The organism is Aquirufa sp. ROCK-SH2, from assembly GCF_054558315.1.
Genome location: NZ_JBPXKB010000002.1, coordinates 141067 through 158125 on the forward strand (window position 1 = coordinate 141067; position 17059 = coordinate 158125).

General features: G+C 37.6%; 14 protein-coding genes. 7 read left to right on the forward strand and 7 right to left on the reverse strand.

What is annotated here, in order from left to right:
- The first annotated feature begins 8 nt into the window (after nt 1–8).
- On the forward strand, nt 9–1496 hold the full coding sequence (locus V7S79_RS04610) for a GH3 auxin-responsive promoter family protein (protein WP_459489387.1): 1488 nt from the start codon (nt 9–11) through the stop codon (nt 1494–1496).
- A 407-nt stretch (nt 1497–1903) separates the two neighbouring features.
- Here V7S79_RS04610 and V7S79_RS04615 read toward each other — a convergent pair whose 3' ends face one another.
- Both V7S79_RS04615 and V7S79_RS04620 read right to left on the reverse strand, forming a co-directional pair.
- Complete coding sequence (locus V7S79_RS04615; protein ID WP_459489388.1) at nt 1904–2413, reverse strand: gamma carbonic anhydrase family protein; 510 nt, start codon at nt 2411–2413, stop codon at nt 1904–1906.
- A 10-nt stretch (nt 2414–2423) separates the two neighbouring features.
- The gene (locus tag V7S79_RS04620) at nt 2424–2936 is read right to left on the reverse strand and encodes a KdsC family phosphatase (protein WP_459489389.1); all 513 of its coding nucleotides are present in this window, start codon (nt 2934–2936) and stop codon (nt 2424–2426) included.
- Nucleotides 2937–3010: 74 nt separating this feature from the next.
- Between V7S79_RS04620 and V7S79_RS04625 the strand changes: the two genes are divergently transcribed.
- From V7S79_RS04625 to V7S79_RS04640, 4 genes are read left to right on the forward strand one after another with little or no spacing between them, the layout of a single operon-like run.
- Nucleotides 3011–7705, forward strand: a complete 4695-nt coding sequence (locus tag V7S79_RS04625) for a hypothetical protein (RefSeq protein ID WP_459489390.1) — start codon at nt 3011–3013, stop codon at nt 7703–7705.
- The gene (locus V7S79_RS04630; RefSeq protein WP_459489391.1) at nt 7705–8502 is read left to right on the forward strand and encodes a lysophospholipid acyltransferase family protein; all 798 of its coding nucleotides are present in this window, start codon (nt 7705–7707) and stop codon (nt 8500–8502) included. Before V7S79_RS04625 ends, V7S79_RS04630 begins: the two co-directional genes overlap by 1 nt.
- 1 nt (nt 8503) lies before the next feature.
- A complete protein-coding gene (gene recO, locus V7S79_RS04635) occupies nt 8504–9190 on the forward strand; it encodes a DNA repair protein RecO (protein ID WP_459489392.1) in 687 nt (228 codons plus the stop codon).
- On the forward strand, nt 9191–10564 hold the full coding sequence (locus tag V7S79_RS04640; RefSeq protein ID WP_459489393.1) for a M61 family metallopeptidase: 1374 nt from the start codon (nt 9191–9193) through the stop codon (nt 10562–10564).
- An 88-nt stretch (nt 10565–10652) separates the two neighbouring features.
- Here the strand turns inward: V7S79_RS04640 and V7S79_RS04645 are convergent, their stop codons facing one another.
- Nucleotides 10653–11888, reverse strand: coding sequence for a nucleoside recognition domain-containing protein (locus tag V7S79_RS04645; RefSeq protein WP_459489394.1), 1236 nt, complete (start codon nt 11886–11888; stop codon nt 10653–10655).
- Nucleotides 11889–11961: 73 nt separating this feature from the next.
- Here V7S79_RS04645 and V7S79_RS04650 point away from each other — a divergent pair, with 73 nt between their 5' ends.
- Both V7S79_RS04650 and V7S79_RS04655 read left to right on the forward strand, forming a co-directional pair.
- Nucleotides 11962–12666: a M15 family metallopeptidase gene (locus V7S79_RS04650; RefSeq protein WP_459489395.1), complete on the forward strand. Its 705-nt coding sequence runs from the start codon at nt 11962–11964 to the stop codon at nt 12664–12666.
- A gap of 139 nt (nt 12667–12805) precedes the next feature.
- Entirely contained in the window at nt 12806–13396 is a 591-nt protein-coding gene (locus V7S79_RS04655; RefSeq protein WP_459489396.1) for a NifU family protein, read from the forward strand.
- Nucleotides 13397–13527: 131 nt separating this feature from the next.
- Here V7S79_RS04655 and ispE read toward each other — a convergent pair whose 3' ends face one another.
- The 4 genes from ispE to V7S79_RS04675 are packed head-to-tail and all read right to left on the reverse strand — an operon-like array spanning nt 13528 to nt 17048.
- Nucleotides 13528–14331: a 4-(cytidine 5'-diphospho)-2-C-methyl-D-erythritol kinase gene (ispE, locus tag V7S79_RS04660; protein ID WP_459489397.1), complete on the reverse strand. Its 804-nt coding sequence runs from the start codon at nt 14329–14331 to the stop codon at nt 13528–13530.
- Between the two features lies 1 nt (nt 14332).
- On the reverse strand, nt 14333–15325 hold the full coding sequence (locus tag V7S79_RS04665; protein WP_459489398.1) for a vWA domain-containing protein: 993 nt from the start codon (nt 15323–15325) through the stop codon (nt 14333–14335).
- The gene (locus V7S79_RS04670) at nt 15322–16182 is read right to left on the reverse strand and encodes a hypothetical protein (RefSeq protein WP_459489399.1); all 861 of its coding nucleotides are present in this window, start codon (nt 16180–16182) and stop codon (nt 15322–15324) included. The genes V7S79_RS04665 and V7S79_RS04670 overlap by 4 nt, the downstream gene beginning before the upstream one ends.
- A complete protein-coding gene (locus V7S79_RS04675; RefSeq protein ID WP_459489400.1) occupies nt 16182–17048 on the reverse strand; it encodes a DUF58 domain-containing protein in 867 nt (288 codons plus the stop codon). The genes V7S79_RS04670 and V7S79_RS04675 overlap by 1 nt, the downstream gene beginning before the upstream one ends.
- Nucleotides 17049–17059 lie beyond the last annotated feature (11 nt).

Below are 17059 nucleotides of genomic sequence, written 5' to 3' on the forward strand. Positions count from 1 at the left end.
TTTAAAATATGGGAGTTCGCTCATTTTTTGCCAAATTTTTAGCGAAGACAATTGTTAAAAAATATCGAAAGTCGCAGGAAATGGCTTTTGAGAAGCAATCGTTTTGGTTAAAAAACAATTTAAAAAAGGCAGAAAAAACATTATTTGGTCAGGCTTATCAATTTGATAAAATTCGGAATTACATTGATTATAAAAATGCAGTTCCTATCGCAGAATACGAGGATTTAAAGCCCTATATTGAGGAAGCCTTATCTGGAAAGTCGAATATTTTATGGCCAGGACTTCCATCCTATTTTGCCAAAACCTCTGGGACTACTTCTGGTGCAAAATACATTCCTATCTCGTCTGATTCAATGCCTTTTCATATTTTGGGGGCTAAAGATGCCTTGTTGCATTATGTTTTTTACAGCGGTAATTCGGAATTTTTAGATCGAAAATTGATTTTTTTATCGGGTTCTCCAGCTTTGGAATCTAAAAATGGTATTCCCTTAGGTCGATTATCGGGCATCGTGAATCATCATGTTCCATCCTATTTAAGAGGAAATCAGTTGCCGAGTTATGCGACAAACTGCGTGGAAGATTGGGAAGAAAAATTGGATTTAATTGTGGAAGAGACGATTCATCAAAGGATGGGTTTGATTTCAGGAATTCCCCCATGGGTTCAGATGTATTTTGATCGTTTGGAAGAAAAATCGGGTAAAAAAGTTGGGGAATTATTTCCAGATTTTCAGTTGTTTGTCACAGGAGGGGTTAATTTTGAACCATATCGTGAAAAATTATTGGGATCTATTGGTCGAGAAATCGATGTGGTGGAAACTTATCCAGCCTCTGAAGGTTTTATTGCGTTTCAGGATTCGTCTGGAGAAGAAGGATTATTGCTTTTGATTGATGCAGGGATATTTTATGAGTTTGTGCCAACGGAGACTTATTTCTCTGCGAATCCAACTCGTTTATCTTTATCGGAAGTGGAATTGGGCGTCAATTATGCGCTTTTATTGACAACCAATGCAGGACTTTGGTCTTATTCCATTGGTGACACGGTGAAATTTGTTTCTTTGAATCCCTATCGGATTGTTGTGACTGGAAGGATCAAGCATTTTATTTCAGCTTTTGGAGAGCATGTAATTTCAGAAGAAGTGGAAAAGGCGATGCAAGAAGCATTGAAAGCTTGTCCTGAGGCGAAAATCGTGGAATTTACCGTTGCTCCTCAAGTAAATCCTAGTGAAGGAATGCTACCACATCATGAGTGGTTAGTTGAATTTGAGCAAGTTCCCAATGACATAGCATTGTTCCAAAGGACCTTGGATTTGTCTATGCAAAGGCAAAATATTTATTATAAAGACTTAATCGACGGCAATATTTTACAAAGTCTAATTTTGAGTATACTTCCCAAAAACGCTTTCATAGATTACATGAAATCGCAAGGCAAATTGGGTGGTCAAAACAAAGTTCCACGTTTATCGAATGATCGGAAATTGGCGGATTCGCTTAAATGATGGGAGATGTATGACGTAAGATGTAAGACTGTTCAATACGCGCTCAGCTGTGCTGAGTGTGTACTATGATTTGAACTTTTAGTTCAATTATTCCTTGAAGAAAATCAGATTATTGATTAGAAATATAAGTTTCTGGTTAGTAAACCTGATTTTCTTTTTTTAAGGGGTAATGCGTCCCCTTACCCCCTGCAATTTACACGTTTAAAAGTTCAGTTATATGATAAAATTTTTAGGAAGAGAGGAGAGAGAAAAGAGGAGAGAGAAAAGAGGAGAGAGAAAAGAGAAAAAATTGTGTCCTCTGTGGTACAAAATAAATTAGTGTTTTTATCACAGAGGGCACTAAGAGTGCTGAATTGAGACTTCATTCTCAATTTTACATTCTTAATTCTACATTCTTTCCTCTCTCCTCACCTAAACCACCCCGCATATTTCACATAATTCATTGCAGTGCGCATGAATACCTCGGCAGCTTCGGGACTAACTTCTTTTAGGAATTTGGCGGGATTTCCCGCATAAATGCTTCCTGATTTTACGCGAGTTCCTTGGGTAACAATTGCGCCTGCAGCAATGATACTGCCTGATTCTATAAAGGCTCCGTCCATTACGATGGCGCCCATGCCGATTAAAACACGGTCTTCAATCGTACACCCATGCACGATGGCGTTGTGAGCGATGGAAACATAATTGCCAATGATTGTCTCTGTTTTTTGATAAGTACAATGTACCACAGCGCCATCTTGAATATTGCTGTGATGACCGATTCGAATTTTATTCACATCCCCTCGCACCACAGCATTGAACCATACTGTACAATGTTCACCCATGACAATATCACCTACAAGCGTTGAATTTGGCGCTAACCAACAAGTTGTATCAATTTGAGGAGAAACTCCTTCTACGGGTAAAATAAGTGCCATGGTCGAGTTGTTAAGAAGGCCAAGTGCCTTGCAATTTCATTACTTTTTCAATCACATCCCTAACTGCTCCTTTTCCCCCGTTAAACGGAGAAATGTATTTCACTACTTGGTGAATTTCAGGAATTGCATCGTTGGGACATGTACTTAATAATTTTGGTCTAGATAATATCTTTAAATCTGGCACGTCATCACCCATGTACAAGATTTCTTCTTCAGGTATTCCTACTTCTTCCAACCACTCTAAATAAGTTGTTAGCTTATCTTTTCCCCCTAATCCGGCATATACATGTTGAAATTTTAAATTTTCTAATCGTTTCTTTACACCGGGATGCCCTCCACCTGTAATCACACAAAGCTGATAATTTGCTTCCCTTGCCTTTTCGATCCCATATCCATCGCGAATATAAAAACTTCGGTAATGTTCTCCCGACTCTAAAACATGTACTTGGCCGTCTGTCATGACTCCATCTACATCAAATACAAATGCTTTTATACGAGAAAACAAAGAAAGTACGTTTTGCATATTGGGGAATTTTGCCTCAAATATCTTAAAATTTTGCTTATTTTTACTCGCTTATGCGGATTCCTATCAAGAATATGTTTCGAAAAACCGTTTTTCTATTCTTTTTATTTTTCGGATTTATCCGCACGCAGACTATTGCCCAAATTTTTAGTTCAAAAGGGAATTTTCCACAAGAAGTAAAAGCTTGGATTCTTTCTAGTAAAAATCGAGAAGCACCTCAAACTGCTGAAAAATGGCTTAAATTTTATGTAGGGACCACTTTTAGTCCAGAAGAAAAAACGCGTTTTGAGCAATTGGTTTTGTCTATGCCCAATAAGGGATTTAAATCGGGTTATTTAGCCTATTTATTTTTTCGATCTACCATTCAATGGGAAAATCATCCTGAAAATTTACAGCAATTTTTAAGCGTTTGGGAGAAATTAGTTGCCGCCAAAGATGTCAAAACGGGTCAATTATTGGTGGAACAAATCGAAAATTGGCAATACAATCGCTTTATTCCTAGCTTGGGAAATATGCAATTGAGAGTCAAAGGAAATCTAAGCATCACCTGGCCTGTTCAACAATCTGTAAGTAAAGTAGATACCAATCAAGTGGCTGCCAATAATGACAATTGGGATTCTCCCAGCACAAATGTGGACGTAGAAATGTCGCTTGAATCAGAGAGCAATTGGTTGCCTAATTTGTTCGTTGAAGACGGCCCTTTACTAACTTGGGAACGCCCTGAAATCATGTATCGTACCGGAAAAGATAGCATCAAATTCGAGGCAAATGCATTTGTTTGGAGTGTTAAATCTAAAATTGGGACAGGGAAAAAAGTAGATATTCCGGGTAAATATGTTGGATTTCCTTCTGCATCTTGGTCATTGGAAGAATTCGAAATCATTCCCCATAAAGGTGTTTTAAATGGAACTGTGAGTAATTGGCAGGACCGAAATGATTGGAATTTGGCAGGTCAAGGACAAATTAAATTGAAGCGAAAAAGCAATGCACTATATTTTCCTTTCGAGTTCAAAGCTAAACAGGATTTACCAAAACCTTGGCAAGAAAGTGATTGGAAGGCCAATGGTAGATTGTGGATTTTAGGCGACAAATTGGGGATAATGGCCTCTTCTAAGTCTAAATGGGCCACTTTTGAGGTCTTTAATGAAAAGGAATTACTGGGGAAAATTCAAACCCAAGTGCTGTGGATTCATCCTGATCAATCGGTTCAAATTGCAGAAGGGCAGTACTTTTCTCGTTTAGGAACAAAAGATAGTTTAGTACATGCAAGTATCAAAGCTAAATGGTTTCCCAAAGAACAGGTTTTGCACATTCGAAAATTGGAAGGACTTAATGCCGACCGCTTGTTTTTCGAAGATTCTTATCATCAAGTTCGCATTTCAGCAGATTTAGCCATCATTTCTGTGCGGGATAAAAAAGTAGATTTTTTTAGGGTCGCAGCTAAACTGCAAAACCCCGCTTGGGTAGAATCTTTTGATTATTTTGAAGAAGAGCGGATTCGTGTTTTGCAAGATATGATGACATTTAATCCCATTCGGATTTTGTACAATTATCTCTTGGAAACGAAATCAAGTAGCGCATATTTAAGTGATATCGCCCTTAAAAATAAAAAGACCTTAAAGGAAATTCAAGCGGGTTTTGTTCGTTTTGCCAAAGCGGGATATCTTAATTATTCGACCCAAACGGACCTGATTTCTTTTACTCGTTTAGGTAAACATTATGCCAACGTATTGTTTGCCAAAAAAGATTTTGATCGATTTTATGTGGCATCTATGTCGGACCAAGTGCCCAAAGATACCGCCAATATTACCTTGTATTTGAGCAACAAAACCCTGAAAGTTCGAGGGATAGATGAAGTCGTAATTTCCGATTCTTTGAAAGCAAATTTTATACCTATTGATCATCAAATTGTTTTTAGTAATGGTCGCGATTTCGATTTCAATGGAGAAATTAAAATTGGGAATTACCGGTTTAGAGGTCCTGATTTTAAATTTGATTTTGCCAATTTCACCGTAAAATTTAATCAAATAGATTCGATTACTTTTTTGCCCAAATTGAAAAATGGAGATATTGGAACAAAGGAATTAGGAGGGCAATTTAAATACGAATCTGGCTCTTTGTTATTGAGTCCTCCCAACAATAAATCGGGCCGTTTGGGGATTGCGGCGTACCCTAAATTAATTATTCCAAAAGGAGTTACGGCCTATTTTAATGAGCCATGGCGCGCAGAAGGCGTCTTTTCTGCTTCAAAATATTATTTTAAGGTGCCTAAAATTGAGCTGGATAGTTTGCTGTTGAAGCAAATTACCTTTGAAGGATCTTTTTATTCTGATGGCTTATTTCCTGTATTAAAAACGGATTTGGAATTGATGCCAGATCAATCGTTTGGCTTTAAATATCTTCAAAAAAATCCTTTGGATATTTACCAAAAGCAAGGAAAATTCCAATTGGAAGGACCTTTATTCATGGATAAATTAGGCTTGCATGCGTCTGGAAATTTAAGTGTTTCAGGTATTTTTTCGGATACCAAAACGAGTCAATTTTATCCTGATTCTCTTCTTGCAAATAGTACTTCAGGCAAAATGCAAAGCCTTTATCAAGGTAAAAATGTTTTTCCACAAGCGAGTTGGGAACAACATACCTTGCGTTGGGTTCCTCAAAAAGATTCTATCACCATTCATCCCATTAAGTCGAAAATTGCTTTGTATCAAAACTTGTTGACTTTAGATGGCGACTTATTTATTCATCAAAAGAAAGTGGTAGGAGCAGGAATTCTGAATTATGCAGATGGACTATTTACCTCTTCTCGATTTACTTTTGCTGCCACCAATTGGCAAAGTGATGAATCTGCTTTTCAAATTGGTAGGAACATGAAATTGTTCAAACCTTTGGTTTATGCAAAATCTATATCTGTAGAATCGCTGGTTGGCAGCAATAAAGTGACACTCAAAACAGCGAAAAATACCACGAGCGATTTGGCAGAAAGCAATATTGTATTCCCTCATTTGGCTTATCAAAGTACGATTTCAGAAGCTCTTTGGGATTTAAGCAATCAACGATTTAAATTATTTGGTAAAAAAGGGTTCGAGTTAAGTAAGTGGTCTGCGGATAGCACGACTTTTGAAAAAGATAGTTTGAATGTTCCTTCTCAGATGAAAAGCAATGTAGGGGAATCGCAAGGGTTAATTTTAGCAAATTCGGCGGATTACGATTTAAAGGCTCAGTTTTTACAATTAGGGGGAGTCAAGCAATTGGCCATAGGACCTGCTTGGGTTTATCCTTCTGGAGGATTATTGGGCATTCAAAAAGATGGAAAATTCAAGCCATTTACGGAAGCAAAAGCCTTGTTAGATCCTGACAACAACCGACATAAATTGGAGAATCTAGCTGTCATAGAGGCCAATTCTGAGTTTTGGAAAGGTACGGCTAATTACCTTCTTCCAAGAGCCAGTGGCGATAGTATTCCTTTGCCTTTGAGCAAATTTGAATTCACGGAAATTCCCGCCGATGCAAAAAATCAAGCACGAAAATTAGTGAAAGCAGAGGCCAATTTTGGAGAAAAACGCACTTTGGCCATTGGTCAACATCAGCAATTTAAGGGGGAAGTGAGTTTTCATTCGGATCAAGAATTTTTACAATTCAAAGGATTTATTCGTCCAGATTTGGGATTAAAAAACATCAAATCCGCATGGATTCCTTTTGAACCCAAACAAGGTGAAAGCCCAAATTTGAAATTGGATGAAAATTTAAGAGATGAATCAGGAAGGCCTGTTACAGCTGGAATATTTATCAATGCTGATAATAAATTGTATCCAACCTTTTTGAGTCCCGTTTCAGATGATTTGGATCCTGTTTTATTTTCAGCTTCTGGGATTGTGGAGGAACAAAAAGAGTATTTTCAAGTATTGGGCAAAACGTCTTTAATGAAGTTGTATACCAAAGAAAAACGAATTGAAACGAGTGGTGCGGTGGAGTTATTTACGGGAAATAAATGGCTGAAATCCTTTGGAAATATTCACATGTCGACGGACACCTTGGTTCCTAGAATTGAATCTTGGTTAAGTTTACAATTCCCTGTGCCAGCCAATGTATTAAAGGTAATGGGAGATCGAATCGTGAAGTATAATTTAGATGAAGGTTTGATCACAAGTTCCGCAGATGAACCTGAAACGCGAGATGATTATTTGTTGAGGGTGAGTTTATTGATGAACAAAGATATTCCTGAGCCTATCAAAAGTAAAATGGATAAAGAGCATGTGGCCTTGGATAAAGTCGCCCCCGATTTCGCTAAAAGCATTAATTTTTCCTCGGTTAAATGGACTTGGTCGCCTAATACCAGCTCATTTTATACCACAGAAAACTTTCCATTGGTCAATGTGGGGCCTGTGGATGTGAACAATATGGTTAAAGGCTACATGGAAGTCATCAAAAAACCAAGTAAAGAGGAGTTCTATGCGTATTGGGAATTATCGGAAGATCTTTGGTATTATTTTGCTTATTTCAATGGTGAATTAGGCGTTTATTCTTCGGATAATGGATTTTTATCCGCTATTCGAGAGTCAGTTAAAGAAAACAAAAAGGATGCAGATAAGTTAGGTGTTCGAGTGGTAGAGGCGGCATCGGATGAAAAAGATGCATTTTTGAAGAAATTTACATCTTATTATCGTAAAATTGTACCAACAAAAAAAGCAGCCACTAAAACCCTTGATAAACCAAAAGAAAAATCAACACCAAAACCCAAAGCAAAAAGTAAACAAGGAGGATTTTAATGGCATCTAAGCTAACACGATTATTTCAATTTATGGACACCTTGGGAATCGGAGAAAGAGACCCTTTTGGAAATCCGATTGTATTTAAACGAATCATCATGTTTGTGTTGGGTTTGGTTACCTATAATCGACTCCGTTTTTACAACAAAACCTTGATCAAGGGGACGGAACATATAGATAATTTGCCTGAAAACGGTGTTTTATTCTTGCCGAATCATCAAACCTATTTCATGGACGTGATTTGTTTGTATCACATCTTTTTTTCCGTCAAATGGGGCTTTAAAAATTCCGTCAATTATCCCATTTATTTGTTGGCGCCTCGGTCCAATTTATTTTATGTAGCGGCTGCAGAGACGATGAAAAATGACGGATTGGTTCCCAAATTATTTGCCCAAGCGGGAGCCATTTTGGTAAATCGTTCTTGGAGAGCCAATGGCCAAGAAGTCAAAAGGGAAGTGGATTTGGAGGCTGTTGAGAAAATTGGAAAAGGTTTAGGATTTGGTTGGGTCATCAGTTTTCCTCAAGGTACCACCAGGGCTTTTGCTCCATTAAGAAAAGGTGTAGCACATTTGATCAAAGGCCAAAATCCTATTGTGGTTCCTGTCCGAATCAATGGATTTAGAAGGGCTTTTGACAAAAAGGGCTTACTTCTCAAAAAGAGAAACACTCAATTGGAGGTTGAATTTCGGGAGCCCATTCGATTTGCGGAAGACGCAAGTGTGGATGAAATTTTAGAAAAATTAGCCTTGGAAATCGGATTATCGGACGATTTTTTGGCTGAAAATTCAGAAGAATAATATGCTGACCAAAACCAAAGGCATCGTTATTCATTATTTAAAATACCGAGAAACTTCCTTGCTCGTTACTATTTATACTGCAGAATTGGGGATCGCTAGTTATATCGAAAATGGCGTGCGTTCCGCCAAAGCGAAACATAAAATGGCCTTATTTCAGCCGCTAACGCTGTTGGATATGGAGGTCTATTCCAAACCAGGAAAAGGCTTGAATCGAATTTCTGAGCTGAAATGTTATTTTCCTTATCAGCATATTCCATTTGATATTGCTAAATCGAGCATTGCTTTGTTTTTAAGTGAAGTTTTGAATAAGGTTTTAAAAGAAGAGGAAGCAAATCCTATTTTGTTTCAATTTTTGGAGGATTCTTTGCAGTTTTTAGATACTTGTCAGGAGAATTTTGAAAATTTTCACATCCAGTTTTTATGGAATTTGACCGCTTTTTTAGGCTTTTCGCCCAGTAATGGCTCGGAATTTTATCAACAATTGGCATTGAATCGTTCAGAATACGGAAGGCCGGATCATTTGGAGGTTTTGGATCGATTGATTTTATCCGATTATGGAACCTCGATTTTGGTCACCAAAACTCAAAGAAAAGAAATGTTGGGGGCCTTGATTCGTTATTATCAATTACATGTGGAATCTTTCGGAGAATTAAGGTCTTTGCAAATTTTACAAGAAGTATTAGCTTAAATGAATACATCCATTTATACCATTTCCGCCGATGAAAAGGAGCCTAAAAGGCTTCAATTGACTTATACTTTTTTCCCTAAAAAGTTAGGGAAGCAAAGCATTTTATTGCCCATTTGGCGTCCAGGAAGATATCAAGCGCAGCATTTTGCTAAAAATATTGATCAAGTAATTGCGAAAAGTGCATCAGGAAATTCCATTGAAATTTTCAAATCTGAACCATCGGTTTGGAATCTTTTAGCGGAGGATTTAGAGCCTATCACTTTGCATTATAGCTATTGGGCGGAGCAGGCAGATGCAGGAGGAAGTGTTTCTACGTCTGAGATGTTATACATCAATTTTATCAATTGTTGTTTATTTTTGAAAGGGACAGAAAACCAAGCTTGCGAAGTTCGGATAGATTGTCTGGATTTTTGGCAAAAAGCAACGGCACTTAAAAACCTTAATTCGTTCACTTGGAGGGCCAAATCTTATCGGGAATTAGTCGATTCTCCTTTTATGGCAGCGCCTCAAATCGCTAGTGCTAAATGGAAAGTGGGTGATGTTACTTTTTATGCGCAAGGCATTGTTCCCCAAGGATTTTTCACTCAAAAATTGCTGTCTGCTTATCAAAAAATCAGCGAATTTCAGTTGGATTGGATGAAAGATTTCCCCGTAAAAAACTATCGATTTTTACATTGGATTTGTCCACAACCTTTTTACCATGGAGTAGAACATATTAATTCCACTATGATGGTCATGGGTCCAGAAGATCGCGATGCGTATGAAGATTTGATCGGATTGGCATCCCATGAATTGTTTCACGTTTGGAACATTGGCACCATTCGCCCCAAAGAATTATTGCCTTATGCTTATCATAAAGAGGTTTATTTTACTACAGGAGGTATTGTAGAGGGAATAACGACCTACCTGGGCGATTGGTTTTTATACGCTTCTGGGGTGTGGAATCGAGAGGAATATGTGGCCTCTTTATTGGGAAATTTGAAGTTGCATTTTGATCGAGATGGGGATTCAAAGCAGTCTTTGGTGGAAAGTTCCATCGATTTATGGATGGACGGTTATGGTAAATCTTTACCTAGTAAAAGGGTTTCCATTTATTACAAAGGGGCCTTGTTTGCCCTCGGTCTTGACCTAATGATTCGTCGAAAATTTGAAGATCAAAAATCAATTCGGGAAGTGATGCTTTTAATGAATCAACGCTTCGGTCGATTAAAAAGGGGATATACCTTGGAGGATTTTTATGCCATTTGTGAAGAAGTATATGAAGGCTCCCTTCGGGATTTTTTCCAAAAATGGATGGAAGGAAATGATTGTTTGTTGGATGAAACGAATGAATTGTTAGGGGAGAGATATGAGGAGTGTAGAGTTGTTAGGTAATAGGTAATAGGTAAAAGGTAAAAGGTAATAGGTGTCTTCTCTCTTCTCTTTTCTCTCTTCTCTTTTCTCTTTTCTCTCTCCTCTCTTCCTATCCAAAAAACACATAACTAACCCCAATCGCCGTGATAATTCCCACAATATCTGCGGTGAGGCCAGCCCATAGGGTATAGCGAATATTTTTGACTTGCACAGATCCAAAATAGAGGGCAATCACGTATAAAATGGTTTCTGCGCAACCTTGAAAAACGCATGATAATCGGCCAGGGAATGAATCGGGGCCAAAGGTTTTCATGGTATCAATCATCATCGCTCTGGAACCACTTCCACTCACTGGGTGTAGTAAGGCAGTTGGTAAAGCATCCGTAAAACGGGCATCTAAAGGGGTTAATGAAACAATCCATTTCATGCCTTGTACAATAAAATCCAAGACCCCAGAATTTCTTAGACAACTGATGGCAACGAGCATTCCAACCAAATAAGGGATGATTTTCACCGATGTTTCAAATCCGCTTTTTGCGCCATCTACAAAGGTGGAAAAGATGTCCACTTTCTTCCAAAACGCAGCTGCTAAAAAGCTAAAAATTAGGGTAAATAATAATCCATTACTGAATATTTTGGATTGAATTTCAATCTGTTCTTTGCTCAATTGACTGAAATAAAATAATATCCCACCTAAAATGGCAGTTAGACACAGGATCCAGCCCATTAAAACGGGATCTAAGAGGCGAATTCTTTGTTTGATAGCCACGAATATCAATCCAGTCATTGTCGCGGCGTAGGTGGCCATTAAACAGGGAATAAAGACATCCGATGCATCCTTTGCTCCATAGATGGCTCTTTGTGCCATGATGCTGAGTGGAATTAAGACAGGTCCAGCACTATGCAAGGTCAAAAACATGATTTGAGCATTGGAAGCTGTTTCTTTTTCCGTATTCAAATCTTGCAATCCTTGCATGGCTTTTAAGCCAAATGGAGTGGCAGCATTATCAAGTCCCAATAAATTCGCAGAAAAATTCATGATCATTTGTCCATGAACAGGGTGGTCTTGCGGAATTTCGGGAAATAATCGGGTAAAAAAAGGTCTAATTCTTTTGGCTAAAAACTGAATGGCGCCCGCTTTTTCACCCACTTGCAAAATGCCCATAAAGAAGGTCATAACACCCGCCAAAGGCAAGGCAATTTTCATTACGGCCATTTCGGCGGAATCAAACATGCCATCGACCAAGATTTTAAAAATGTCCGCATTTCCAAAGAAAATATATTGAATAATGGCTACCACGAATGCCACGCCAAAAAATAAAAACCAAATCCAATTTAAAGCCATTGATCAAAGCGCCATTAATGAGGCATTATTTCGTTAAAAATTTGGCTAAATTTAGGGAAATTCTTTGTTTTTTATGGAAAAGCTTTCTCGATTATCCTTTCTTTTTCTGTTTTATGCAGGTCTTTCTTCAACGCTGTCGGCTCAAAAATCGAATTGTTCATATGAATTAGCCATGCAGGTGCAGGGACTTTTAGAAGTAAAGAAAGAAATTCCTTCCATTTTGGTCGACTTGAAATATGGTACAACGGATAATTTCATGAAAAAGAATGTGTATGGCTGTTTACATACCGCGTATTTGCAAAAAGAGGTGATTGCCAAATTAAAAATAGCGAATGAAATTTTACAGAAAACACATCCTGGGTATCATATTCTGATATATGATGCAGCTAGACCTTTGTCGATTCAATGGGTTTTATGGAATACATTGAGCGATTTGCCGCCCAAAGAACGCCAAAAATATGTGGCAGATCCCAAAGAACATTCCATTCATAATTATGGCAGCGCCATTGATCTTACTTTGGCTGATGAGCATGGGCAGGCCTTGGATATGGGCACGAAATATGATTTTTTCGGGGAATTGGCCTATCCGAAATTGGAACAACAATTTTTAAACAATGGCCAATTGTCCCAAAAAGCCTATGAAAATCGTTTATTATTGCGAAATCTAATGAAAAAAGCAGGTTTCATGCCCATCGATTTTGAATGGTGGCATTTTAATGCTTTTTCTAGGAAAGAGGCGAAAAGGAGGTTTGAGGTGGTTAGGTCAGGTATGAGGTAAGAGGTAATAGGTAAAAGGTAAGAGGTAATAGGTGGCTTCGAGAGCCTCAGCCACCGAATTCTACATTTCTCACACCTCATTGTGAAACTTATCTACTATTTTTGTAGTTATACTATTTACATCTAATTTAAATTCGATCATGCTTACTTCAACGATACATATTTATACCGAATCGACGCCCAATCCACATTCAATGAAATTTGTTTTTAATATTGAATTGTTGCCAGATGGTTTAACATTTGATTACGAACAACCAGCAGATGGCTTGACCAAAGAAAAATCTTCTCCTTTGGCAGTCGCTTTATTTGGATTCGATTTTGTTAAAAGAGTGTTTATTACGAGTAATTTTATTACCCTCACCAAGTCAGAAAATATTGCCTGGGAAGATGAATTATTTGGCATAAAACAATATTTGAAGGCCTATTTTGCTGATAAAAAACCTGTCTTTAGTTTACCAGAAAGTCAATATGCTGAAACAGATGGGACTTCTGATTCTGAAATTATCTCAAAGATCAAAAATGTATTAGAACAATACGTTAAACCTGCTGTAGAGTCAGATGGCGGTGCAATTTCTTTTCATTCTTTCAATGAAGAAACTGGCCAAGTCAAAGTCCTTTTACAAGGTTCTTGCTCTGGTTGCCCTTCATCAACGATAACCTTGAAAGCTGGTATTGAAACATTGATGACAAGAATGGTTCCGGAAGTAAAGGAAGTTGTAGCAGAAAGCTGATTGATGTAAGATGTATGAGGTAGGATTTTTTTAACATTAAGTCATTAAGAATCATTAAGTTTTACCTCTTACCTCTTACCTCTTACCTCTTACCTCTTACCTCTTACCTCTTACTTCTTACCTCTTACCTCTTACCTCATACTTCTTACATCAAAAGAACTCCATTTTTCCGGTATTTCAATCGGATGATCAAATATGCCAAATAGGGTGGAACCAGATCCGCTCATGGAGGCGTAAATGGCGCCTAATGCGTATAGGTCTTCCTTGATTTCTTTTAGCAAGGGGTATTTGGGGAAAACACTGTCTTCAAAATCATTATGAATGGTGTTTTTCCATTCCGAAATGGGTCTTTTTAGTGCATCTGGCAAATGATTTTTAGCAGGTTTCGGTAGGATATTGGCATAGGCCTCTTGGGTAGAAATGCCCATTTTTGGATAAACAAAAACCCAAAATTTATTCTCTATCGAGCAATCGATTGGACTTAATTCATCTCCTTTGCCGACCCCAAAGGCAGGAGTATTTAACAAGAAAAAGGCGCAATCGCTGCCTAATTTTTGAGCATAAGGAATTAAGTCAGTATTGCTCAAAGTCAATTCAAAAATATCCCTTAAAGCCATCAGCGTGTAGGCCGCATCTGAACTTCCGCCACCGAGCCCTGCGCCCATTGGGATTATTTTATGTAAGTGAATATGCACTCCAGGGATGTTGTAGGCCTCTTTCAGTAATTGATAGGCTCGATAACATAAATTGCTCTCTATGTTTCCAGAAATAGGTAAACCAGATGCGCTAAATTCAAATGTTTCTTGTGGAGTTATTTCCAATATATCGGTCCAATTGGTTGGGAAAAATGCGCTTTCTAAATTGTGAAAGCCGTCTGCCCTTTTTTCAGTGACATACAAACCAATATTGACTTTCGCGTTGGGGAATACTATCATATCAATCTTCTAACATATTATTGATCCATGTTAATCGTAGAATCATACCAGCCATAAACAACAAGAAGCCCAATTGAATAAAAAAGGCACTTTGATCAATTCGCTCTTCCCAAGTAATCTGATAGATTTTTGTTTTCTCCAACTGATCAATCCGCTCGAATGTTTTCTGCAATGCCTGTGTATCTGTTGCCCTAAAAAATTGCCCATCCGTCTGTTCCGCAATACTTCTTAAAGTACTTTCATCTACTGGATCTATCTGGGTTGTGTTGGAACCAACTGCAATGGTATAGACTTTTATGTGAAAAGTTTTAGCCAATTTGGCGGAAATATTCGGGTCTAAATTACCAGCCGTATTTTTTCCATCACTGATTAAAATACAAATCTTTTTGGGATTGGGATTGTTGCGAATTTGGTTCAAACACATGCCTAAGGCGTCTCCGAGCGCGGTTCCTTCTTCTGGTATTAGTTCGGATTCTAAGGCACCTAGTGCTCCTTGTAAGTAGGCGTTGTCTAGGGTGATTGGGCTCGCTAAATAGGGTTCTCCCGCAAATGCAATCAAGGCAATGGGATCAGCAGTTCTTTTTTGAATGAATGTTTTTGCCACACTTTTTGCCACTTCTAATCGAGAAGGCAATACATCTTTGGTCAACATAGATGATGAGATGTCTATCGCCAAGGCGATATCGATGCCTTGTGCTTCTTTTTTGTGGTGAATGATTGACTTATACGGTCCTGCAAGGGCGATGAGTAAACTTAATAATAGACTTCCTTGCAAGACGTCAGGAATAAAACTTAGTACTCGGTTGAGTTTATTCTGTACCAGGGGTTTGGAAAATGAAAGACTTATTTTAGATCGATTATTTCTTTGCCAAACATTTTTTATGAAATATAGTAAAAATGGAAGGGGTAAAAAATAGAGAATGATGGGATTTTCCCAATGAAAAGAGAAAATCGACTTGATTTCAAACCAGTAAAATTCTAAGCTGTGCTTCATTTTTTCTTAGATTCTAGTTTAATTTTTCGCCTTTCCGATTGGTAAATATTATTCGCAATATTCATTAATTCAGTGACTGAATCCATGGTTTTGGTGGAAAAATTACCCCCATAAATTGCCGAATCCATTTCATTTAAATATTTGTCTAAGCGTTTAACATTTAGATTGTCCAACATTTCCTTCGTCGTAAAAGTAGAAAAAGGAATTTGTGTGAGCGATTCCAAATAGATCTTCCAAAGCGTAAAGGCTTTTTCCAAATTCCTCAATCCCAATGTTGAGTTAGAAATATTTCTAAAATAGCGTTGAAAACTTCTTCTAAAGTCTAAATTCTTTCGCCAAAGGAGGTAAAGCTTGTAGGTTTGTTTAATCCTATTTCCAAAAAACCAATAAACAAGTCCGGCAAATAATAATACTCCCAAACCCCAAGAAAGAATGTTTTTTAATTCTGTTTTTGGCGCTAAATGTGGAATTGCGATTTGACTGTATATGGCATCTAGGTTCACATTTTCAGGATGTTTAACTAAATGTTTGATAAATATTGTATCGGGTTTCGGAGAAATTAAGGTGCAATCTTGATCATCCATCACATAAATCGGAAAATTCAAGATGTGGCTTTTTTGAATATTGAATAAACGAAAGGTGTAAATAGCGGAATCTACACTATTTTGACCCTTGGTTTTTGTCACAAAATATTCTCTTTTGACAGGTTCAAAAGTCCCGATATTTTGATGAATGGAGGGGAAAAAAATTTCTTGATTTTTAGGATGTTTGACAAATACGGTATAATGAAAGATTTGCCCGATTTTGACCGAATCTTCCAAAAATTTTCCTTCAATTTGCAATTCCTTTTCCTGCATTACTTTCTGGTATTGAATAATTTAATCAATGTTGGCACAAAATCTTCTCCGGCCTGAATTGAAATATAATCCGCACTCCATTGTTTGCATAATTTTTTTAATCGATTTCCTTTGATTTCTGTTTCTTCCTGAAGCAATTGCTTAAAGGATTTCGAGGAGGTGTTCATCCAAGTTGTTCGATTCCTTTCTGGGTCAAAAATTGGAATAATGCCCATAGAAGGCAATTTTAGCTCTTGTTTGTCATTGATTTGAATCACTACTAAATCATGTTTGTTGGCTGTTGCCTTCAGAAAATCTTCATATCCATTGTCAATGAAATCCGACAAGATAAAAATGAGGCTCCTGCGTTTTAAGACATTCGACAAAAACATCAATGCGCCTTTTAAATCTGTTCCTTTGTTTTCGGGATCTAATTTAAATAACTCGGAAATGGCTTTGAAGCCATGTTTTTTGCCCGCTGCAGGCGCCATGAACTTCTCATTCTTGTCTGAATAACAACAAAATCCGATGTGACTTGCTTCTTTGATGGCAGAAAGGGCTAAAACAGCAGTTACCTCTTTCATGGTCAAAAACTTACTTTTCCCTTGTCGGCCGATGTTACCAGATGCACTCACGTCCAAAAGAAAAAAAACGGTTTGCTCTTTTTCTTCTTTGTACAATTTCACAAAAGTTCCATGCCCTTTGGCACTGGTATTCCAATCAATGTGCCGAACATCATCCCCATATTGGTATTGTCTTAAATCGCTAAATTCTAAGCCAGAACCTTTAAAGACCGACGAAAAATTCCCGTGCATTTGGGTATTTATCGCCTTTCTTATGCGAATTTCAAGTTGAACAACATGTGAAAAAAATGATCGAATATCCATTATTGGGGATA

Bases quoted from the DNA above. Each gene is read 5' to 3' on its own strand.
- V7S79_RS04610 (WP_459489387.1), top strand. From the start codon at position 9: ATGGGAGTTCGCTCATTTTTTGCCAAATTTTTAGCGAAGACAATTGTT.
- V7S79_RS04615 (WP_459489388.1), bottom strand. From the start codon at position 2,413: ATGGCACTTATTTTACCCGTAGAAGGAGTTTCTCCTCAAATTGATACA.
- V7S79_RS04620 (WP_459489389.1), bottom strand. From the start codon at position 2,936: ATGCAAAACGTACTTTCTTTGTTTTCTCGTATAAAAGCATTTGTATTT.
- V7S79_RS04625 (WP_459489390.1), top strand. From the start codon at position 3,011: ATGTTTCGAAAAACCGTTTTTCTATTCTTTTTATTTTTCGGATTTATC.
- V7S79_RS04630 (WP_459489391.1), top strand. From the start codon at position 7,705: ATGGCATCTAAGCTAACACGATTATTTCAATTTATGGACACCTTGGGA.
- recO (WP_459489392.1), top strand. From the start codon at position 8,504: ATGCTGACCAAAACCAAAGGCATCGTTATTCATTATTTAAAATACCGA.
- V7S79_RS04640 (WP_459489393.1), top strand. From the start codon at position 9,191: ATGAATACATCCATTTATACCATTTCCGCCGATGAAAAGGAGCCTAAA.
- V7S79_RS04645 (WP_459489394.1), bottom strand. From the start codon at position 11,888: ATGGCTTTAAATTGGATTTGGTTTTTATTTTTTGGCGTGGCATTCGTG.
- V7S79_RS04650 (WP_459489395.1), top strand. From the start codon at position 11,962: ATGGAAAAGCTTTCTCGATTATCCTTTCTTTTTCTGTTTTATGCAGGT.
- V7S79_RS04655 (WP_459489396.1), top strand. From the start codon at position 12,806: ATGCTTACTTCAACGATACATATTTATACCGAATCGACGCCCAATCCA.
- ispE (WP_459489397.1), bottom strand. From the start codon at position 14,331: ATGATAGTATTCCCCAACGCGAAAGTCAATATTGGTTTGTATGTCACT.
- V7S79_RS04665 (WP_459489398.1), bottom strand. From the start codon at position 15,325: ATGAAGCACAGCTTAGAATTTTACTGGTTTGAAATCAAGTCGATTTTC.
- V7S79_RS04670 (WP_459489399.1), bottom strand. From the start codon at position 16,182: ATGCAGGAAAAGGAATTGCAAATTGAAGGAAAATTTTTGGAAGATTCG.
- V7S79_RS04675 (WP_459489400.1), bottom strand. From the start codon at position 17,048: ATGGATATTCGATCATTTTTTTCACATGTTGTTCAACTTGAAATTCGC.